12 protein-coding genes and 1 pseudogene are annotated in these 22,726 nt (G+C 36.2%); 7 read left to right on the top strand and 6 right to left on the bottom strand.

All coding sequences use genetic code 11. The annotated features are described in order from the left end of the window. Positions 1–6: 6 nt before the first annotated feature. On the bottom strand, positions 7–1,608 hold the full coding sequence (locus ACFSQS_RS01235) for an ABC transporter substrate-binding protein (RefSeq protein ID WP_388012842.1): 1,602 nt from the start codon (positions 1,606–1,608) through the stop codon (positions 7–9). Positions 1,609–2,398: 790 nt separating this feature from the next. Here ACFSQS_RS01235 and ACFSQS_RS01240 point away from each other — a divergent pair. The 4 genes from ACFSQS_RS01240 to ACFSQS_RS01255 all read left to right on the top strand — a co-directional run bounded on the left by ACFSQS_RS01240 (position 2,399) and on the right by ACFSQS_RS01255 (position 17,015). Next, complete coding sequence (locus ACFSQS_RS01240; RefSeq protein ID WP_388012845.1) at positions 2,399–5,365, top strand: PKD domain-containing protein; 2,967 nt, start codon at positions 2,399–2,401, stop codon at positions 5,363–5,365. Between the two features lie 297 nt (positions 5,366–5,662). Next, entirely contained in the window at positions 5,663–14,026 is an 8,364-nt protein-coding gene (locus ACFSQS_RS01245; RefSeq protein ID WP_388012848.1) for a T9SS type B sorting domain-containing protein, read from the top strand. 46 nt (positions 14,027–14,072) lie between these two features. Next, positions 14,073–14,990 carry a PorP/SprF family type IX secretion system membrane protein gene (locus ACFSQS_RS01250; RefSeq protein WP_388012851.1) on the top strand — a complete coding sequence of 306 codons (918 nt, stop codon included), beginning with the start codon at positions 14,073–14,075 and terminating at the stop codon, positions 14,988–14,990. A 12-nt stretch (positions 14,991–15,002) separates the two neighbouring features. Continuing rightward, positions 15,003–17,015 carry an OmpA family protein gene (locus ACFSQS_RS01255; RefSeq protein WP_388012854.1) on the top strand — a complete coding sequence of 671 codons (2,013 nt, stop codon included), beginning with the start codon at positions 15,003–15,005 and terminating at the stop codon, positions 17,013–17,015. Positions 17,016–17,121: 106 nt separating this feature from the next. Here ACFSQS_RS01255 and ACFSQS_RS01260 read toward each other — a convergent pair whose 3' ends face one another. From ACFSQS_RS01260 to ACFSQS_RS01275, 4 genes are read right to left on the bottom strand one after another with little or no spacing between them, the layout of a single operon-like run. After that, positions 17,122–18,636 (bottom strand): ATP-binding response regulator, encoded by a 1,515-nt coding sequence (locus ACFSQS_RS01260; RefSeq protein WP_388012857.1) that lies wholly within the window; start codon positions 18,634–18,636, stop codon positions 17,122–17,124. 16 nt (positions 18,637–18,652) lie between these two features. Then, positions 18,653–19,144 (bottom strand): Rab family GTPase, encoded by a 492-nt coding sequence (locus tag ACFSQS_RS01265; RefSeq protein ID WP_388012860.1) that lies wholly within the window; start codon positions 19,142–19,144, stop codon positions 18,653–18,655. Continuing rightward, positions 19,131–19,949: a cell envelope biogenesis protein OmpA gene (locus ACFSQS_RS01270; RefSeq protein WP_388012863.1), complete on the bottom strand. Its 819-nt coding sequence runs from the start codon at positions 19,947–19,949 to the stop codon at positions 19,131–19,133. Before ACFSQS_RS01270 ends, ACFSQS_RS01265 begins: the two co-directional genes overlap by 14 nt. Positions 19,950–19,963: 14 nt before the next feature. Then, the gene (locus ACFSQS_RS01275; protein ID WP_388012866.1) at positions 19,964–20,326 is read right to left on the bottom strand and encodes a fructose 1,6-bisphosphatase; all 363 of its coding nucleotides are present in this window, start codon (positions 20,324–20,326) and stop codon (positions 19,964–19,966) included. 339 nt (positions 20,327–20,665) lie between these two features. Between ACFSQS_RS01275 and ACFSQS_RS01280 the strand changes: the two are divergent. Next, a pseudogene (locus ACFSQS_RS01280) lies at positions 20,666–21,243 on the top strand (hypothetical protein); the annotation flags it as partial. Here the strand turns inward: ACFSQS_RS01280 and ACFSQS_RS01285 are convergent. Further along, complete coding sequence (locus ACFSQS_RS01285; RefSeq protein ID WP_388012869.1) at positions 21,240–21,512, bottom strand: phage integrase SAM-like domain-containing protein; 273 nt, start codon at positions 21,510–21,512, stop codon at positions 21,240–21,242. The pseudogene ACFSQS_RS01280 and the gene ACFSQS_RS01285 sit on opposite strands and share 4 nt — an antisense overlap. Here ACFSQS_RS01285 and ACFSQS_RS01290 point away from each other — a divergent pair. Continuing rightward, entirely contained in the window at positions 21,512–21,856 is a 345-nt protein-coding gene (locus ACFSQS_RS01290; protein ID WP_388012872.1) for a SusD/RagB family nutrient-binding outer membrane lipoprotein, read from the top strand. The two genes, ACFSQS_RS01285 and ACFSQS_RS01290, sit on opposite strands and share 1 nt — an antisense overlap. A gap of 18 nt (positions 21,857–21,874) precedes the next feature. Then, positions 21,875–22,717, top strand: a complete 843-nt coding sequence (locus ACFSQS_RS01295) for a hypothetical protein (RefSeq protein WP_388012875.1) — start codon at positions 21,875–21,877, stop codon at positions 22,715–22,717. Positions 22,718–22,726: the final 9 nt, after the last annotated feature.

Here is a 22,726-nt window from a genome sequence, read left to right on the forward strand (position 1 = left end):
AGTTTTTTAGTCTTGCCAGTGCCAATTTTCAATAAAATCCATTATAGGCCAATCGTGTTTGTGAGGCTGTATTTTTTGAGTGCCAATATTAAGTTTTTCCCTCATGTAGAATAAATGGTTTATGTTAACCAACCAAACCCAAGAAGCATCTCCTTTATTGGAAAATCCTGTTTTTCCATCCCATTGTGCTTTTTTCCAATAGGTATTTGCTTCCTCTTGAGATAAGGCTCCTAGTGCTTTTTCAAAATTGGCATCAACAGTATCATTAGCATAAAAGTTGGCATTGTTAAGCCCTATGCCTTTTACTTTACTGCTAAAGGCATTGTATATTTCAAGCGGGTCATGGCTTCCTAAGCCAAATAGTACCGCACTGGAATGCATATGCTTTTCAATCTCGTTCCAATTTGCGCCTTTGGTTTGAATCTTTATACCTAATTTTTTCATCATATCGGCAAAGGTAATGGCTAAAGATTGTCTGATTTGTTCGCTAGTTGGGTAATATATGGTGAATGCTGCTTCAGTGCCGTTTTTCTCTCGAAAGCCTTCTTTATTTTCTTTCCAACCCGCTTTATCTAAAATTTCTTTTGCCTTTTCAATATCACCATCGTTATCAATTTTGGTTTCTGGATTCCACCAAGGTAAGCTATCGGCTACAGAATAGGCAGGTGTACCGTAACCTTTTAACAATCCATTAACCAGAGCCTGCCTATCTATGCCAATATTCATGGCTTTGCGTATGGCTATATCAGAGGTTACGTTATTTCCAAGGGTTCTGCCGTTAACTGTTTTTCCTTCGTCTGGCAAGTATGGCAATGCCAAACCTCGGTTATCAACACTCTTTAAACTTACCAATTTCATACCCTTAATGTTTTCATCAGCTAATGTAGGCGATATTGCAGCAACGTCAACCTGTCCAGATTTAGCTGCGGCAAAAGCGGCGTCTTCAGATAAAAACAAGAACACAAGTTTATTAAAATAGGGTTTTTTGCCGTAATAAAGCGGGTTGGCTTTAAGAATAAGCTGCTGCCCTTTATCCCATTGAACAAATTGATAAGGGCCAGAACCTATTGGTTTTTCGCTGTATGAAGCACTATACGCATGTTTTGGTACAATGCCCATGGTTAATAAATGATGTATAAAGGTGTAATTTCGTTTTTTTAATGTGAATTCTACGGCATGATTATTAATTTTATCAACTTTTTCCAGGTTGGTTAAATCTACTAAAGATGCGCTGTTTTTTGCCGTTTTAAAAGTAAAAACAACATCGTCTGCAGTTAGTGGTTTGCCATCTGAGAACTGGATGCTATCGCGCAATTGTACAGTCCATTTTAAGCCATCATCACTGATTTTATAGTTGGTAGCGGCATCATTTATAATATTAAAGTCCTTATCGTGTTTTAGTAATGTGCTTTGAAAAATGGGTCTTGCGTATTGGCCCCAACCTGTTGTAGGATCGAAACCAGTTTCTGGCTCGCCACCAATAGCTAAAATTAGCTCGTCTTTTTGAGGTTTATCAATATTAGGTTTTTTTTTATTTTTATTTACGCAAGAAAGACAAGTGAGGGCAAACAGTATAGAAATAAATAATAGTTTTTGTAAGGTCTTCATTTCTAATGTATTTTGGATTGAGAACGCATAATTTAGTTAGGTAATATTATTTATATATATAGTAATATTTAGCAAATATAAATACATTTCCTTATAAAAAAACCATATTAAATAATATTATTTTTTTGATATTGGTAATAGCTTTATGGCAGCAATGTTATAATCTTAAATGGATTTTACAATAAAATTCATAGGCGTTTTTAAAGCCCAATTGTATTTAGGAAAAAAATATCTTTACTAAATAGGGATTGGGTATTTTTATAAATAATTAACTATCACTACAGATTTGCATAATTTTTAACGTTAGGCTATAACCAACCAGTTTTAAGTCTTTGGTTTTGGGTTTACGTTTTTTATAGCTTTATAGTTGATATAATGGTGTTTTCTGTTTTCTTAAAATATATATTTAAGTTAGTTATAATCAGTTTTTTTATTTTTAAAATAACTTGCTGATTATGTAAGATTCACAATTTTTTATTTAAGTCTTAACCAACAACGGGTGGGGCTTAAAATTTTATGCTCTATAACTACTGCTAAAAACAATCAAATATTTTTTGTGTGAGAAATATATTAACAAATATTTGTTAACAAATTATTTTGAAGAAGTAGAAAAATGATTTTATATTTGAATGTAACACCCTTGTAAAAAGGTGTTTTTTCTTTCAAATTAGATTTTTAGTCGTATTATTATGTTTTTTATCTATTAAATGTAAATATTTTTCGTTGATAAGGTCGCTAAAAAATCAATTAATATTTTTAATAAAATTAAATCAACTATAAATAAATTTAAATGGATAATTTCTACTCTGGCAAAAAATATATAATTACATACACATTTACTTTTTTATTGTTTTTGTTATGTTTTGGTACTGGTTCATTAAACGCCCAATCATGTACTATAAATGCAGGTATAGATCAAACTATATGTGTAAATGATGTTTTTCAATTAAGCGGAAACTCACCAGATACCTATGCAGAAGGACCAACATGGACACAAATAGGAGGGCCTACAGTTATAATTAGTGATCCTTCAATAGATAACCCTACTATTACAGGTTTTACAGGCGGAAATACATACGTGTTTCAATTATCTGCTGTTTGTCTAAACGGAGATACACCCTCTCAAACAGTATCGTTTACTGTAGAGCCAATAACTATTGCAGATGCAGGACCAGACGTGTTGTCTTGTCCAGATAATTCGGGAGCCTTGTTAATAAGTGGTAATACACCCAGTAACCCAGGTGAAACAGGGGTTTGGACTGTAAATGGTACTAATGGAGCTGGAGTAACTATTAATTTGCCAAATTCTCCAACTTCAACAATTACTTTGCCTGAAGGTAGTGCTGGAACAACAACATTAAGATGGACAATTACTGGTGCTGAATACGCTCCTGGTCAATTTTGTGAATCTTTTGATGAAATTACAATTACAAATTATGGTGGGGAAACTCCAGTTGATGCTGGTACAGATCAAGTATTAACCAATTGTTATACCGTAAGCCAAAATACAAATTTAAACGGAAGTTTTGCAGGTAATAACATTAACGGTCAAGTTGGTACTTGGTCTTTTGTAAGTGGGCCATCAAGCCCAAACATAGTTGGTCCTAATGCAAATAATACAAGTGTAAATGGTTTATCTGAAGGGGTTTATACTTTCAGGTGGGATGTTGTTGGACCTTGTATTTCTGGAAGTGATACAGTTACTGTTACTGTACCTCCTGCAACACAGGATGTTACCCAAGCTTTTGTTACAAACGATAATCAGAGGTTTTGTGATGCATCAATTACCCAAACTACTTTAGTAGGTAACTCGCCAGATTTTACAAACGAAACAGTATTGTGGGAGCAGCTAACAGGACCAGCAGCAACAATTGCAAACCCTACAAGTGCTACAACCCAAGTTACCGGATTGTCTTCTCCTAGCTCGTATAGGTTTAGGTATACAATTACTAATACAATTACTAATTGTACTTCAGTAGATATTGTTAATATTACATACAATACAAACCCTATAAGTATCAGTGTTAATTCTGGTGCTGATATTATTGGGGATTGCGGAGATACTTCAATTGATGTGCCATATATTTCAACCAGTGGTAATATAACCGAATATAGTATTGTTAGTGGGCCTGCAGATTCGGGGTTAACTTTTCCAACAGCTTATACAAATTTAGGTAGTGCGGGTAGTGGTACAGCAAATATTAATGTTTTTGATGTAGCTGGTACATATACAGTAAACTTTAGGAGAAGAAGAACAGGTAATCTTTTACAAGGTTGCGATACGGCTAACGATGCTATCAACATATTTATTTCTACCCCCATATCGGGCTCTAATGCAGGATCACCTCAAACATTTATTTGTGGTCAAGTTATAGGTAATATTGCAGGCAGTGCTATTTTACCTGGAGAAACTTCAGTTTGGTCTCAGGTATCTGGCCCCAATACGGCATCTATTGCAGATATTTACGCTAGAACGACTTCAATATCTGGGCTTATTCCTGGGGAATACGTGTTTAGATATACAGTAACAGCTGGTCCAAATTGTATACCACCGCAAGTCTCGGATACTAGTGTTTTTGTTTCTCCTTTAGATAACTCTCCAGTTGAGGCTGGTGCAAATCAAGCGGTTTGTTTCAATGCGCCTGTGCAATTAGCAGCAGATCCCGGTACGGCTAGTCAAACAGGAACATGGACAGCATCAGATCCAAGTGTTGTTTTTTCAGATGTAAATGACCCGAATGCTATTGCAACTGGTTTTGTTTTGCCATCAACAGCTTACACACTAACTTGGTCGCTTTTAAATGATTTTATTAATTGTGGACCTGCAGCAACCGATGATGTTATAATAACAACCACGGCAGATGAATCGCCAACAATAGCTGACGCTGGAGCAGATTTTTGCTTTGGAACAGGGGTAACAACAATTCCAAATTTAAGTGGAAACACACCAGATGTAGATGAAACAGGAACGTGGACACAAATCTCGGGGCCTTCGGTAGTAACATTTACCAACCCAAACAGTGAAAATTCTGAAGTAACAGGTTTAATTGATGGACAATACGAGTTTCAATGGGAAATAGCATATTCAGTTCCAGCTCCTAATGCTTGCCCTTCAACATTAGATACAGTTGAAGTGGTTGTGGCAGATACAAGTACAACTATAAACGCAGGGCCAGATCAATTACAATTATGTTTAGATCCTACTTTATCTTTTACCATGAATGCCTCTCCTGCGCCAGATGGAGGTCAAGGAACATGGACATTGGTTTCTGGTTTTGGAGGTTATACAGTTGATGATGTTAATAGCCCAACAGCAACATTTTCAAATTTATTAGATGGAACTTATGTTTTTGAATGGGTAATAGATTATGGTAATTGCTTAGCTTCTGCTACACCAGATCAGGTTACAATAGAAGTAGGAATACCTCCAACAGCGGCTGTAATACAAGGGGGCAACCAAGTAATCTGTGGAGTAACTAATACAATTATTACAGCAAACCCTTTAGCTAATCCAGATGCTGAAACTGGAACATGGACAGTAGTATCAGGACCAAATACACCTACTATAGACAATCCAGGAAATAATTCAATAAATGTTACAAACCTTCAAACAGGTTCTTACGTTTTTAGATGGACTACCGTAGGAAGTTCTCCATTTTGTCCAAATTCTTCTGATGACCTAACGGTTGATGTTTTTGCACCCGCTGCACCTATGCCAGATCAAGAACTATGTTTGGTTAGTAGTGTTTTTCTTTAAGCAACACCAGGTACAACAGGTACTTGGAGTATAGTTTCTGTAGATGCAGATACAACACCTGCGGTAATCGCTCCATATGCACCAACACAATCGCCAAGTAATAGTAATACTGCAAATGTAAACGTAGATGCAGGTTCAGTATATATATTTGAATATACAACGGATTATATTGGCGCAGGAGCAGCATGTAATAATACCGAACAAGTAACGGTAACAGTTAGTAACGGCCCAAGTGAAGATGCCGATGCTGGGTTAGATCAGGTTATTTGTTTAGGAGATACTACTATTGCAACTTTATTGGCTGGTAATGTTGCTATTCCTGGAGATGTAACTTCAGAATGGCGACTATTATCGCAACCTGGAGGAGCAACAGTTGGATTTACTACACCTAATAATAGTACTACTACTGATGTTACAGGATTAACAGTTCCGGGTGTTTATGTTGTAGAATTAAACTTTGTTACTGGTTTTTGTTTAGACAATGCAGATATAGTTAGAATTGAAGTTTTTGAAGCTCCTAGTCCAGCTGAAGCTGGCGCTAACCAGCCACTTGCATGTCAAGAAAATACACAGCTTAATGCCACTACACCTACCGCAGGTACTGGTCAATGGACTTTTGCAAACCCAGGAGACGATCCATCAGGAGGAATAGTGGTAATAGATAGTCCAAATAATCCTCAAACTACATTATCAAATATACCTGACGATGTAGGAAATGATGGAATTGACGATGTATATGTCTTAACATGGACAGTTAATAACGATCCTCCAGCGTCGTCTGGAGTAACTTTTATAGCCCCATCTACCTGCGCACCGCAAACAGATACAGTTACTTTAACTTATGCAGGTGCACCACCGTCTCAAGCTTTTGCAGGTCCAGATCAAGAATATTGCGATAATACCCAAGCTTTTCTTTCAGCTACACCTTTATCTAAAGGTACAGGAACTTGGACCCAGACCGCAGGTACACCAGCTACAATTGCAGCACCTAACAATCCAAATAGTTTGGTACTCGGATTATCAGCAGGTGCATATCAATTTACCTGGACCGCAGCTGGAGGGGGGTGTTCTTCTTCAGATACTATGGAGATACTTATTTATTCAGATCCGATAACAGCCAATGCAGGTCCAGATCAATCTTTGCCACAATTTTCAGCGGTAAATTTAGGAGCAACTCCAGCTTCTTCAGGAGTAGGTACTTGGACCCAGGTATCAGGGCCTAATACGGTTAATTTTATCAATGAAAATGATCCGTCCACTGCTGTTACAGCAACAGTAGTAGGTTCTTATGTATTTAGATGGACAGTCTCTAATGGAACATGTAGCGATGCTTCAGATGAAGTTATTATTACCATTAATCCAATTTCAGATTTAGAATTAACCAAAACGGTATCAAATTCAAACGTAAATATAGGAGATGTTGTAACATTTACTGTTTCCATTTTTAATAATGATGCAAGTGCAACAAATTCTGATGCTACTGGAGTTAACGTGTCAGATGTTTTGCCATTAGGGTTTTCTTTAGTGCCGGGAACCGTATCAAATGGAGGTACTTTTGATTTGGGAACACAAACCATTAGTTGGACTAATTTAAGCGTTATAAACGGAGCCACCTTAAACTTAACTTTTAATGCAACCGTTAACGCTTCAGGTCCGTATGTTAACTTTGCACAAATTACGGCAAGTGATAATTTAGATCCAGATAGTGATCCATCAACAGATGAAACAGTAGATGAAGATGGAGATGGAGATGGAGATGATGATGATGAAGATACTGCGGAAATTACAATTCAATCTGCAAATTTATCATTACAAAAAACAGTTTCTCCAACAAATGTAAGTATTGGTGATACTGTTACATTCTCAATCACAGTTTCTAATGCAGGAGCCGATACAGCTACAAATGTTGAGGTTATAGATCAATTACCAAGTGGTTACACATACCAATCTGATGATTCTGCCGGTAATTATAATTCAGTAACAGGCGTTTGGGATATTGGTTCCATTACTACTGGAATTCCTGCTGTTTTAAATATTACAGCAATTGTTAATACGCCAACCGGAACAAGTAATGAATATCTCAATATTGCAGAAGTTACAAATAGCGATCAAGCAGATCCAAATAGCACACCAAATAACGATGATGGCAATCAAAGTGAAGATGATGAGGATAATGCTGAAATAACATTAGAACTTGCAGACTTACAGATAACAAAGTCTGTTTTACCAACTTCAGGTGCTGTTGGCGATACAGTTACATTTTCAATTATCTTAGAAAATTTTGGCCCAGGAGATGCCACTGGAGTAGAAATTGAAGACCTGTTACCTTCAGGTTTTGATATTGTACCAGGAACAATTTCTGATGCAGGAGTATTTATCTTAGGAAATAAATCTATTGTTTGGGACAATTTAACTTTAGAAAATGGTCTTTCAAGAACTTTAACGTATGATGCTGTTGTAAATGATACAGGAAATTATACAAATAGTGTTCAAATAACAGCAAGCGACTTAGATGATCCAGATAGTGATCCAAACACAGATAATACTCTAGATGAAGATAATGCCGATGGTGATAATAACCCAAATACAGGTGGCGATGATGATGATGAAGATACAGCTACTTTTACAATAGAGGAAGCCGACCTAGTATTATCAAAAAGCATCAGTGCCACAAGCAGTCCGACACCAAACGTAGGGGGTACAGTAACCTTTGAAGTAACGATAACCAACAACGGTCCAGATACTGCAACCAATGTAAGCGCGAGCGATTTAGTGCCATCGGGCTATACGGTAACAGGAGGTACAATAAATAATGGCGGGGTAGCAACAGGTAATCAAATAGATTGGACAATAGCGAGTATTGCCAACGGTGCATCAGTAACGTTGAGTTACGATGTAGTGGTCAATGCCCCAACCGGTACAATAGGCGAGTACAATAACGTTGCCGAAATTACAGGAAGCGATCAATTCGACCCAACCAGTACACCAGCTAATGATGATGGAGACCAGAGTGAAGACGATGAAGATAGCTATATCATTCTCCCACAAACGGCAGATTTAAGTATAGTAAAAACCGTTAGTAACCCCACGCCCAATGTAGGCGATGTGGTAACCTTTACCATTAGGTTAAGCAACGCTGGTACAGTTTCAGCCACAGGTGTATCAGTACAAGATATTTTACCTGTGGGCTATACCAATATTACAAACATTAGTGGATCTGGAACAGAGACTGTAGCAAACCAAATAGACTGGTTAGGACTTACAGTGCCAGTAGGAACAGACACATTAACCTTAAGTTTTGATGCCACCGTAGCAGCACCAACAGGCGCATCAGATGAGTATATCAATACAGTAGAGATTACCGCATCAGATCAGTTTGATCCAGACAGCGAACCCACAAGTGATTCGGATACCGATGATAAAGGCGACGGATTACCCGATGATGACGAGGCCACTGTAGGTGTATCAATTCAACAATCCGATTTAAGTATCGTAAAAACAATAGACAACACCAGCCCCAATGTAGGCGATGTGGTAACCTTTACCTTAGTAATAACCAATGCTGGTCCAGATGTGGCCACAGGTGTATCTATAGAAGACAACCTTCCAATAGGTTATACTTTAGGTACGGTAAACAACGGCGGAATAGCATCAGGTAACACCGCGACTTGGGCAGGATTAACCGTAGCAGCAAACAACGGCACTAGAGTAGTAACATACCAAGCAACGGTAAATGCTCCAACCGGCGCGTTAGGAGAGTACACCAATGTAGCACAGGTCACAGCATCAGACCAGTACGATCCAGACAGTAACCCAACAACAGATAACACCGTAGATGAAGACGGCGATGGCAACGGCGATGATGATGATGAAGACGAATTAACGATAGCGCCTGCACAAGCCGATTTAAGCATATCCAAAGGCTTAGCCTCAGGAAGTGCCACACCAAATGTAGGCGATACCTTGGTATTCGAATTAATAATTACTAATGATGGACCAGATAACGCAACAGGCGTCTCAGTAGAAGATGTATTACCAATAGGCTATACCTTAGGTGCTGTAAACAATGCAGGAACAGCCACAGGAAACACGGCAAATTGGTCAGGATTAAGTGTACCGTCAAGCGGAAGTATAACCGTAACTTATGAAGCGACAGTAAATGCTCCAACAGGAGCAGCAAACGAGTATTTAAATAGTACGCAAATTATAGCGAGCGATCAATATGACCCAGATAGCGATCCAACAACAGGAAATGCTATAGATGAAGATGGAGACGGTAATGGCCATGACGATGATGAAGATAGCTTTATCATTGTACCACAAACAGCAAATTTATCACTAGATAAAACTGCAGTGGACAACAACGGAGCACCTGTAAATGTAGGCGATGTATTAACGTTTAGTATCGCAGTAAGCAATTCAGGAACTACAACAGCAACAGGAGTAAGTATAGATGATGCCTTGCCAATAGGTTACATTTTAGTACCTGGTAGTATTAGCAATGGCGGTGTTTATAATACAGGTGCAACAACTATTATTTGGAGTGGCCTTAACGTACCACTAGAAGGCATAACACTAAGCTACCAAGTTACGGTTAATGTTCCAACAGGAACAGTAGGAGAATACCGAAACGTAGCAGAAGTAACAGCAAGCGATCAGTTTGACCCAAACAGTGCCCCAGACAATGATGATGGAGACCAAAGTGAAGATGATGAAGATGCAGAAGAGGTTGCACCAGCACAAGCCGACCTAGTATTATCAAAAAGCATCAGTGCCACAAGCAGTCCGACACCAAACGTAGGGGGTACAGTAACCTTTGAAGTAACGATAACCAACAACGGTCCAGATACTGCAACCAATGTAAGCGCGAGCGATTTAGTGCCATCGGGCTATACGGTAACAGGAGGTACAATAAATAATGGCGGGGTAGCAACAGGTAATCAAATAGATTGGACAATAGCGAGTATTGCCAACGGTGCATCAGTAACGTTGAGTTACGATGTAGTGGTCAATGCCCCAACCGGTACAATAGGCGAGTACAATAACGTTGCCGAAATTACAGGAAGCGATCAATTCGACCCAACCAGTACACCAGCTAATGATGATGGAGACCAGAGTGAAGACGATGAAGATAGCTATATCATTCTCCCACAAACGGCAGATTTAAGTATAGTAAAAACCGTTAGTAACCCCACGCCCAATGTAGGCGATGTGGTAACCTTTACCATTAGGTTAAGCAACGCTGGTACAGTTTCAGCCACAGGTGTATCAGTACAAGATATTTTACCTGTGGGCTATACCAATATTACAAACATTAGTGGATCTGGAACAGAGACTGTAGCAAACCAAATAGACTGGTTAGGACTTACAGTGCCAGTAGGAACAGACACATTAACCTTAAGTTTTGATGCCACCGTAGCAGCACCAACAGGCGCATCAGATGAGTATATCAATACAGTAGAGATTACCGCATCAGATCAGTTTGATCCAGACAGCGAACCCACAAGTGATTCGGATACCGATGATAAAGGCGACGGATTACCCGATGATGACGAGGCCACTGTAGGTGTATCAATTCAACAATCCGATTTAAGTATCGTAAAAACAATAGACAACACCAGCCCCAATGTAGGCGATGTGGTAACCTTTACCTTAGTAATAACCAATGCTGGTCCAGATGTGGCCACAGGTGTATCTATAGAAGACAACCTTCCAATAGGTTATACTTTAGGTACGGTAAACAACGGCGGAATAGCATCAGGTAACACCGCGACTTGGGCAGGATTAACCGTAGCAGCAAACAACGGCACTAGAGTAGTAACATACCAAGCAACGGTAAATGCTCCAACCGGCGCGTTAGGAGAGTACACCAATGTAGCACAGGTCACAGCATCAGACCAGTACGATCCAGACAGTAACCCAACAACAGATAACACCGTAGATGAAGACGGCGATGGCAACGGCGATGATGATGATGAAGACGAATTAACGATAGCGCCTGCACAAGCCGATCTTTCGTTAACCAAAGATGTTGTAGATGGCGATACAACACCTCTTGTAGGCTCTGAAATTACATTCCAAATTACAGTAACTAACGATGGTCCTGAAGATGCAACTGGAGTTGTAGTTACAGATTTGTTACCCTCTGGGTATGATTTTGTATTGTATAGCTCAACATCGGGTATATACAATGAATCAAATGGAGTTTGGGATATTGGAGGTGTTGCCAATGGCGAGTCTGAAACCCTATTAATCGATGTTTTAGTAAACGCCACAGGAGATTATTTAAATATTGCAGAAGTAACAGCCACTGATGTGTTTGATATAGATTCATCACCAAACAACGACGATGGCGACCAGAGTGAGGACGATGAAGATAATGCCACAGTAACACCAGTTCAAGCTATAGCAGACTTATCGTTAACCAAAGATGTTGTAGATGGCGATACAACACCTCTTGTAGGCTCTGAAATTACATTCCAAATTACAGTAACTAACGATGGTCCTGAAGATGCAACTGGAGTTGTAGTTACAGATTTGTTACCCTCTGGGTATGATTTTGTATTGTATAGCTCAACATCGGGTATATACAATGAATCAAATGGAGTTTGGGATATTGGAGGTGTTGCCAATGGCGAGTCTGAAACCCTATTAATCGATGTTTTAGTAAACGCCACAGGAGATTATTTAAATATTGCAGAAGTAACAGCCACTGATGTGTTTGATATAGATTCATCACCAAACAACGACGATGGCGACCAGAGTGAGGACGATGAAGATAATGCCACAGTAACACCAGTTCAAGCTATAGCAGACTTATCGTTAACCAAAGATGTTGTAGATGGAGATACAACACCTCTAGTGGGTCAGGAAATCACATTTATAATAACAGTAACAAATGATGGGCCACAAGACGCATCGGGTGTAGAAGTAACAGATTTACTACCATCTGGATTCGATTATATCTTGTTTAGTTCAACCTCTGGTACTTATAACGAAGCAACAGGAATTTGGACTGTTGGAAACATCGCTAATGGTACTTCCGAAATCTTATTAATAGATGTCTTGGTAAACGGATCTGGTGATTATTTTAATATAGCCGAAATTTCAGCCTCGGATGTGTTAGACAACGATTCTGCTCCAAACAACGATGATGGCGACCAAAGTGAAGATGATGAAGATAATGTTTTGGTAACACCTGTTGATTCTCTTGCAGACTTATCACTTACAAAAACAGTCGTAGATAACGAGATTATGCCAAATGTTGGAGACGAAATCACATTCCAAATCACGGTTAGTAATGCAGGACCAAATGCCGCAACAGGTGTCGAGGTTGTAGATTTGTTAGCTCAAGGTTTTAATTTTGTTCGATTTAGTGCAACCTCAGGGATTTATGATGAAGTAACAGGGCTGTGGACCGTAGGGACAGTTCCTAACGGAAGTTCGCAAAGTTTATTTATAGATGTAATAGTTAATGAGCCAACTGGAACAGCGGGAGAATATTTAAATGTTTCTGAAATTACAGCAAGCGATGTAATGGATCCGAATAGTACTCCTAATAACGATGACGGCGACCAAAGTGAAGATGATGAAGATAGTATATTAGTAATGACTGAAACCGCAGATTTAAGTTTAAGTAAATCTGTAAGTAACGTAAATGCCAATGTGGGCGATGTGGTAACCTTTACACTTCAAATAGATAATGCAGGAGCAGATACTGCAACAGGTGTAGCTTTAGAAGATGTTTTACCAATTGGTTACAGTAATATTACAAACATAACTAGTGGTGGGCAACACATTGGTAATAAAATTATTTGGAGCGGTTTAAGCGTGCCATTATCTGGCTTAACAATTACGTATAGTGCTACTGTAAACATGCCAACATTGCAAGCTAACGAATATTTGAATATTGCTCAAATTACCGCAAGCGATCAGTTCGATCCAAATAGCGAGCCCAATAATGATGATGGCGACCAAAGCGAAAACGACGAGGATAGCACATTTATCAACACACCAATTGCAGATATAGCAGTAACAAAAGTTGTTAACAATGCAAACCCATCAATTGGCGAAACGGTAGTGTTCACTATTACGGCAAATAATTTAGGAGGTATCGATGCCACATCAATAGAAATTTTAGATGCATTGCCAAGCGGATACGAGTTTATATCTTATATCGCATCATCTGGAATTTATGATGAAGGTTCAGGTTTATGGAATATTCCATTAGTTTCAGCAGGAACATCAGAAACACTAGAAATTACTGTTGAAGTCTTAGATGTTAACGATTATGTAAATACGGCTTTACTCGAATTTTTAGATCAAATAGATTCCGATGAAACTAACGATACGGATAATGTTACAATCAATCCACAGTGTTTAAAAATATACAACGAATTTTCGCCAAACGGAAACGGTAAAAACGAATTCTTCTATATAGACTGCATAAATAATTATCCTAACAATGAGCTTCAAATTTATAACAGGTGGGGTAATGTGGTATATGTAAAAGAAGGATATAACAATACTTTTAATGGCATATCAAACGGAAGAGCCGTAGTTAATAAAAATGAAAAATTACCAGTAGGTACTTATTATTATATTTTAGACCTTGGCGACGGATCCAAACCTAGAGCAGGTTGGTTGTATATAGTTAGATAAAAGTAGATTTATAAACAAGAGAATACCCATAATATAAAATTTAGAGATGAATTTAAAATTAAAAATAGTATTTGGTTTAATATTAGTACTGGCAATACAAACCAGTAACGCGCAACAAGACCCACAGTACACCGACTATATGTTTAATACCTTAACAGTAAATTCTGCCTATGCAGGTTCTCGTGGGCATTTAACAGCAACAGGACTGCATAGAACACAGTGGGTAGGTTTAGACGGTGCACCAACCACACAGTCGTTTAGCATAGAGTCGCCAGTTGGTAAGAATGTTGGTTTGGGCGTGGTTTTGGTTAACGACCGTTTAGGACCATCAGACGAGTTTTATTTAGACGCCAATTTTTCATATACCATAAATTTAAATAATGATAGTCGTCTATCCTTTGGAATAAAAGGAGGCGGAAGATTGTTAAATATTGATTGGTCTAGAGGGTCGTATCAAGAACAAGAAAATGTATTTCAGCAAAATATAGAAAATAAATTCTTACCAACAATTGGCGCAGGAGTTTATTGGCATAGTGTTAATAGTTACATAGGATTGTCTGTTCCAAATTTTTTAACAGATCAGCACTATGATGGTGTGCAAAATGCAGTTGCAGCAGAGCGATTACACTATTTTTTAATAGCAGGTAAAATATTTGATTTAAGTCCGCGCATTAAGTTTAAACCCGCATTTTTAGCAAAGTTTGTTGTTGGTGCACCAATAATTGCCGACTTATCTACAAACTTTATGTTTCACGACGCATTAAGGCTAGGTGTAGCATACCGTTGGGACGATTCTGTAAGCGGTTTAATAGGCCTTCAACTTGGCCCAAAACTAATGGTTGGTTATGCCTATGATGCCACAACTACCAGATTGCGAAACTTTAATTCTGGAACGCACGAAATTATGTTGCGTTTCGAGTTAAGATCTAGAGAAAAACAATTAAAATCGCCACGTTTCTTTTAAAAAATGAACTACATGAAAAATACAATTACACTTTTATTACTATTTACCATAAGTATCTCTTTTTCTCAAAGTTCAACAAAAAAAGCAGACAAACTTTTTGATAGAATGTGGTACAAAGAAGCCTCTGTGTTATACGAATTAGAGCTTAATAAGATTGAACGAAGAAACAATACAGATAACAATACAAATTATGCAAATCTTTTAAAAAGAGCAGGAGATGCCTATTATTTTAACACCGATATGGAAAATGCATACCGGTGGTACGATAAGCTTGTTTCAGGTTTTTATCAAGAAGTCGATGCCGAATATATTTTTAGGTATGCACATAGCTTACAAGGTATAGGCGAAAACAGGCAGGCAAAACGCTGGATGAAAGAGTTTGCAAAAAGAACCGAAAATAAAGACGATAGGTCGCCAAAACTAAACCAAAAAAAGATAACGATTGAAGATATTTTAAATATAGAACCTCGATTTGTTCTTAAAAACGTATCAACAAATACCAAATATTCAGATTTTGGCCCCATGTATTACAAAGACAAACTGGTCTATTCATCAGCAGTGGATAGTTCAACATTTCATACCAGAATATACCATTGGAACGAGCAGCCCTTTTTAAATATGTATTTGGGCGAGCTGAATCAAATTGAATCTGATTTAAAATTAATTGACGAGTTTTCAAATAAATTAAATACCCGCTATCACGAAGCTACTTTGGCGTTTTCTCCAGATCAAACCAAAGTATATTTTACAAGAAATAATTACAATGGCAATTTAGGTAGAGATAACAAAGGAACAAACCATTTAAAATTGTACAGTGCAGATTTACGTAAAAATGAAGATAGTGTGTTAACATGGCAAAATGTAAAAGAATTGCCGTTTAACAGCGAAGATTATTCGGTTGGCCACCCAACAGTAAGTAAAGATGGTAAGCTGCTTTACTTTGTTTCAGATATGCCAGGATCAATAGGAGCAACAGATATTTTTGTAGTCGATATTCTAGAAGAAAACGCTAACAATAAAACTCAAGACAGTACCTATACAGGCTATTCCAAACCAAGAAATTTAGGAGAAAAAGTAAATACCGCTGGTCGCGAAATGTTTCCGTTTATTACAAATAACGCACTGTATTTCGCTTCCGATGGGCATTTAGGACTGGGCGGATTAGATGTTTTTGAAAGCACAATTATAGATTCAAGTTTTCAAAAACCACAAAATTTAGGAGCGCCGTTAAATAGTAAACTAGACGATTTTGGATTTATTGTAAACGAAGAAAAAAATAAAGGTTTTGTTTGTTCAAACAGATTAACGGGTAAAGGCGACGACGATATTTATTCCTTTATACGATTACCAAAAGAAGATGTTTTATGTGAGCAAAAAATTAGTGGTTATGTAACTAATACCATAACAGGCGAGCGTATAGCAAATGTAAAAATGACATTATTCACTGAAACCGGAAAAACCTTAGAAACCACAACTACCACCCAAGCTGGAGCCTATACATTTAAAACCGTATTAAACTGTGCTACAAAATTTAAAGTTACAGCCGCAAAAACAGGTTATGAAAGCACAGAAAAGCCAGTGTTAACATTAAACGAAAATGGAGAAACACTTGTTGTTCTTGGTTTAGAAACGCTTAACGAATTAATTGTTGAAGAAAAAGGCGTTTTAAAAATTAAAATAGGTATTATTTATTTTGATTTAGATAAATCGTATATAAGAAATGATGCCGCAATAGAGTTGAATAAGATTGTTTTGTTAATGGCTCAATACCCGCAAATGGTAATTAAAATAGAATCGCATACAGATTCTAGAAATTCTGATGCATACAATTTAAGCTTGTCTGATAGAAGAGCAAAATTTACACGAGATTATATTATAAGTCAAGGCATTCAAGCCAACAGAATTGAAAGTGCAAAAGGTTTTGGCGAATCGCAACTAGTAAATATTTGTGCTGATGGTGTAAGTTGTTCTGAAACGGAGCATCAACAAAATAGACGATCAGAATTTATAATTGTTAAAATGTAAGTAGAAAAGACTATAAAATCTATACTTATGGATGCTAAGATTAATTAATAGCAGTTTTGCATACAAACCATTTGATAGAGAAAAGCGGGCTTATATGCTCGCTTTTTTATTTTATGTGCTTATAGATTTTATCTAGTAGATTTTTTTCATCAAATGGTTTTACTAAAACCTCATTAACGCCATGCTGTTTAAAGCGCTTAATGTCTTCTTTAAAGGCTTCGGTTGATAAAACTATTATAGGGGTTTTTTTATACGCTTTTGGTAGGTTTCTAACAGAAACTGCCAAATCCATTGCGGTAAAACCAGAAATAGTGTTGGCCATTAAAACAACATCTACATCTTGGTCTATAATATTAGTGATTAATTCCTCTCCTTTGGAGATAATGGTTAAATAAAAGCTACCGGTAGCTGCAAGGATTTTTAAAATGGTAAGTTGTATTAACTCTGAATCTTCTAGAAGTAAAATATGGTGTTTTTTGTCCTGTTTTGGTAATTGGTTTTGTAATAGATCGGCTTTTAAGTTTTGGCTATAATCTGAAAGTTTAAAACTTAAATTGCATATAAATTTTGAACCTATGTTAATTTCACTTTCAACTTTAACATTCCCTTTCATTTTAGAGATTAAATGCTTAACTACCGCCAAACCCAAACCAGTATGCTCATCATTTTGTGTAGCAGATTCAATTTTGGTAAATCTCTCGAAAACAGAGTCCATATCTTTGGCCGCAATGCCAACTCCAGTATCTAAAACTTCAATACAAAGATTGGCTTTTCTGGCTCGCATATAATTAAGTGATACATTAAGGCTTACAGATCCCTTGTTGGTATAATAAATGGCATTATTTAAAAGATTGCTAATAATTTGTTTTAACCTGTATTGATCGCCTTTAAGAAAATCTGGTAGTTTTTTATCTGTTTCAAAATTAAATACAAGCCCTTTTTTTTCTGCTATAACTTTGTAAAAAACAGCCATTTCTACTAAAAGTTTTTTTAAACTGAAAACCTTTTCGGTTAATATTAATTTTCCAGATTCAATTTTTGAAATATCTAAAATATCTTCAATCCTATTCTTTAAATCTTTGTTAGCAGATTGGATAATGTCCAGATAATTTTTTTGGTCTGAACTTAAATTACTGTTAATTAATAAATCGCTAAATATAATTGATGCGGTTATTGGATTTCTAAGCTGGTGGCTAAAGTTGGCTATAAAATTGTTTTTAAACGTCTCTTTTTCTAATAAATACTTGTTCTTTAGTTCTAATATTTGAGAGTTTATAATAAATTCGTTTCTGGTTTGTGCGGCAAGTTGGTAATTGTTATAGTGTTTGGTTAGGTTTTCAATTATAATAAGATGCTTATTGTTGCTATTTATGTGTATGGAAATATCTGTAATTAGTGCTGCAGATTTTAATTCTAGATTAATACATGAAAACTCGAAATGCTCGTTTTTAATTAAAAGCAAACTATTGAGGATTTCAAAAAACGGATGGATGTTTTGAATTTTATTTGGAAACGCAATAGTAAACAAAGCATTGTCGCTTTCTAAAATATTTCCTAAATGATCGATTAAGATATATTGAAGATTATTTTTATGGTATTTTTTCTTGTAACTCTCTAGCATTTAATTAAACAGGTTCTTAAATTAACTCTTTAGCTAATTTAGAAAAAAGAGATTCAACTTTACTACCAGATTTGGCACTAACAAAAAAATCGACAAACGGATTTAAAACATCGTTGTATTGTGATAAATAAGCTTTATTAACTAAATCCATTTTGTTTCCAACTACTTTAACAGGTGTTTTTGGGTAATTTTGGTTTATAAATTTTAATACAGAATCCAGATTTTCAAACGTTATAGGTCTTGATAAATCGAATACATAAATAAACCCATGGGTACCTAGCAAGTAAGAAGTACGTGTTTTTTTTATATCGTCTTGCCCTTCTAGATCCCAGATAATTAGCGATACAGATTTATTAGCGTTACTAATATTTATGGTTTTTTTAGATATATGAACCCCAATGGTAACTTTGTAATCTTCAGAAAACGTATTTTCAACAAAGCGTCTTATCAATGAGGTTTTTCCAACCCCAAAATGCCCTATTAAAACAATTTTTTTAGATACTTCCATTTTTAAAAAAGTCTTCTAGTTTTTGGGTAAGCAATCTTTTGTTTTTTAGTAGGTTAACTACTTTGTGTTTGTTTGCGAACTTGAATATTTTGTCTTCCAATTTATCTTTAGATATTACGTTGTATGCACCAGAAATAACTACTGCTATATAAAACGAAGAAAAATTTTGAAGATGAATGTGGTACAGGTCGTATTCTATATAATGTAGATCTTGGCTTTCTTTAATAAAGGCATCTTCAACAAAACTTTTAATGGCTGTAAGCATACCAGCTACCATGTCTTCATCAGCCATTTTTGTTTTAGAATATTCTGCCAGAACCATACCAGAGGCCTTTTCAATAATGATTACCTGTTCTATTTTTGTGTTGGTTTGTTCTTGAATTATTAAATCAGATTCATCAATACCAGATGCTTTATATTTTGCTTTTCTAAAAAAACGTTTAAAAGAGAAGGTGCTGTTTACTTGATTGTTTATTTTTTCAGAGAGTAATTTCATTTCATGCTGTACATAGCGTTTAATCATTTTTCCTAAAATAGGAAATAACGCTTCTACAACGGCATCTTGAGAGTTTTTAATTTCTTCTTGTAAAGTTTTGGTAATAGTTGGTCCAAGTGAGTTTGGGATCTCCTTTATAAATTGCTGCAATTTTTCATCAATAATGGGGTTTACCTTTGCAGATAACTGTTTTTTTTCGTTAACAGTATGTTCTAGAATTTTTATTTTTTTTTCAATAGAAGAAACAAACTCTCGCTCGTCGGTAAGCAGAATATCTTTAATGATACTTAGTTTTTCATCTTGATTCATTAGTGCTGTAAGGTTTATTCACTAATTTTTTGCCCCATTTTAATAAGCAGATCGCTTAATAATTTACGGTTTACCTTTTTATCGTCAAGTGTTTCAATCTTATCGTTTAAAGTGTTTTCAAGGTCTGTAATTCTAATGTTTATATCGGTACTTAAAGTATCAATATTTTGTAAAAGTTCGGTTTCAACAATGCTAATTAAATTTTGTAACTCTTCTTTTTTTGCGATAATATCTGCTTTTACCGCTTCAAACTCAGAGTTGTACGCCTGAATATTTTCTCCAAAAATAAGTTCTTTTATGGCATCAATTTTAGAATTGGCGTCTTTAGACTTACCGTTTAATTGCTTTTCTGCTTCTTGAGTTGATTCTTCTTTCATTCTGTGGGAGTGTTAACTATTATTACAAAAATAGTCTAAAAAAGATAAATAATTCATATTCGATTTATAAAGATTTAACTTTTAAAAGAGATTTTTTAGTAATTACTCTTAATTCTATTTAAATTTAGTAGTGTAAGATATGTTTTTCTAATTTTAAAGTATTTTTTTATTTCCTTATTTTACTGCAGAAGTTTATTAAATGAACAATGATATGGCCAAACAAGAATTAATTGAATTACTCAAGGCAGGGACTATGTATTTACAATCAATGGGGTTACGCAACAAAATGCTGAAAACTAATTAATAGCATAAAAAGGAGATATAGATAAACAAATTGACAATGAAATAGTAACAAACGGTACATTTACAGTTGATGCAGCAGCTCAATTACAAGGTAAAAAATCTATGATGAATAAAGGTAGTGATAAAGTAATGACAGGTCACGAAGGTCATACAATGAATATGATGACTGAAAAAGTTGATTTTAATAGTATTGTTGAAGCATCTTTTCAACCTATTATTGACGCATATATCAATCTTAAAGATGCTTTAATTCAGTCCGATGTATCGTTAGCATCAACAAAAAGCGAAGCATTCAGGAAAGCATTAGAAGAAATACCAGAAAATCAAAGAGTACAAACTCATAATTACTGGCTATTTTGCATAAAACATCTAAAGGAATAAATGATAAGGTGAGTTTGGAACAACAGCGCAAACAGTTTCAAATTATTTCAGATAAGCTTATAGAAATGGTTAGAAGCTTTGATAAAGTAAATGATAAACTCTTTGTACAGTTTTGTCCAATGGTAGATAATAACAATGGAGGATTCTGGTTAAGCAAGGAGGAACAAATATTAAATCCATATTTTGGTGATGCAATGCTAAAATGTGGTGAAGTAGAACAAGTAATAGATTAATAATTATTAAATTTTAAAAAGATGAAGAAAGCAATTTTAAGTTTCGCTTTCCAATTCAAAAATGGGTCTTTACTAATCCAATCGTTAGCAAAAGCGATGCGGACAATTTTCTTAAAATTGGTTACATACTTAATAGCTGTATTATGCGCACACTTTCGTTCTGTCTTTAAATAATATTCTAATCCTGAAATAAATTTATGGTCAACATCTTTTACTGGAATATCCTTAGTCTTGTATTCTAGGTTGATGTAGTCCGTGACGTGCTTCAATGGAGTTTTATAATATAGACAGCGCTGCCATTAATACGTACTTATCAAATCCGCAAATAGTTTACAATGCATCGCAAGGCATTGAAATGATAATAACACAGAAATATTTATCATTTTTTATGAACTCAGGTTGGGAAGCGTTTTACAACCAAAGAAGAACCGGATTTCCAGAATTTTCTACCGATGGACCGGGCATTCTAAATGACGGCATGATCCCGAAACGATGGATGTATCCAGAAAGCGAAATTCAGTCAAACAGAGAAAACCTTGAAGCCGCCATTAGCAGTCAATATCCTAATGGAGACACTGTAAACGGTGACATGTGGTTACTTAAAAATGAATAAATAATAAATACCTAAACAATGAAAAATATTAAATCATTCATCTTTTTACTATCTCTGGTTGCAGTTGTTTCTTGTAGCAGCGACGATAGTATTACAGATCCCGTATATGAGTTTATTGCGTTTCAAGCCGAATCGGTAACCATAAACGAATTTGATGCCAGCACATCACCGGAGCCCATTGTAATTGATTTATTGGGTTATGAACCCAAAGAAGATATTACCATTAATCTTTCAGTTGTAGAAAACAATGCGACAGAAGGCGTAGATTATACTTTGTCAACTAAAACCTTATTGATAGAAAAAGGGAATTACACCTCCGAGCCTTTGTTAATAAGCACTATCGACAATGTAACCGGTAGTTTGGAGGATAGAAGTATCGATATCTATATAGAAAGTACCAGTAACCCTAACCTGAATATCGGATTAGGTTTGGACAGTCCCACAAAAGCATTTATAACAGTGAACATTGCCGATGACGAGTGCAGCTCGACCACCGATGTTTTTAATTCTTCAAACGTGCAAAACGAAACGCCGTCGGGCACCTTCCCAGTCGTGGGAAGTGTTAATGGAGACGTTGTAACCTTTCAGGGCGATTTAATTGCCTATGGCCCTTTCCCTAATGTAAAAGTTGATATTACCTTAACGCCGGTGGCACAAGGTGCTACAAAGGGGAGCGCAACCTTCAATCAACAAGTTGCCGGAACCGATAACGATGGGTATGTTTATGCCTTTAGTCAAGTTGGAGAAGGTACTTACGATGTGTGTTCAGGAACAGTTAGCGTAGAATACGATGTGGTTTACGAGTCTGGAGGCGACTGGGTGTATTGGTACACCATCACCAATAAATTTAAGCTTCCATAAGAATTGAGT

The organism is Gelatiniphilus marinus (assembly GCF_042684345.1).
Taxonomy (GTDB): domain Bacteria; phylum Bacteroidota; class Bacteroidia; order Flavobacteriales; family Flavobacteriaceae; genus Gelatiniphilus; species Gelatiniphilus marinus.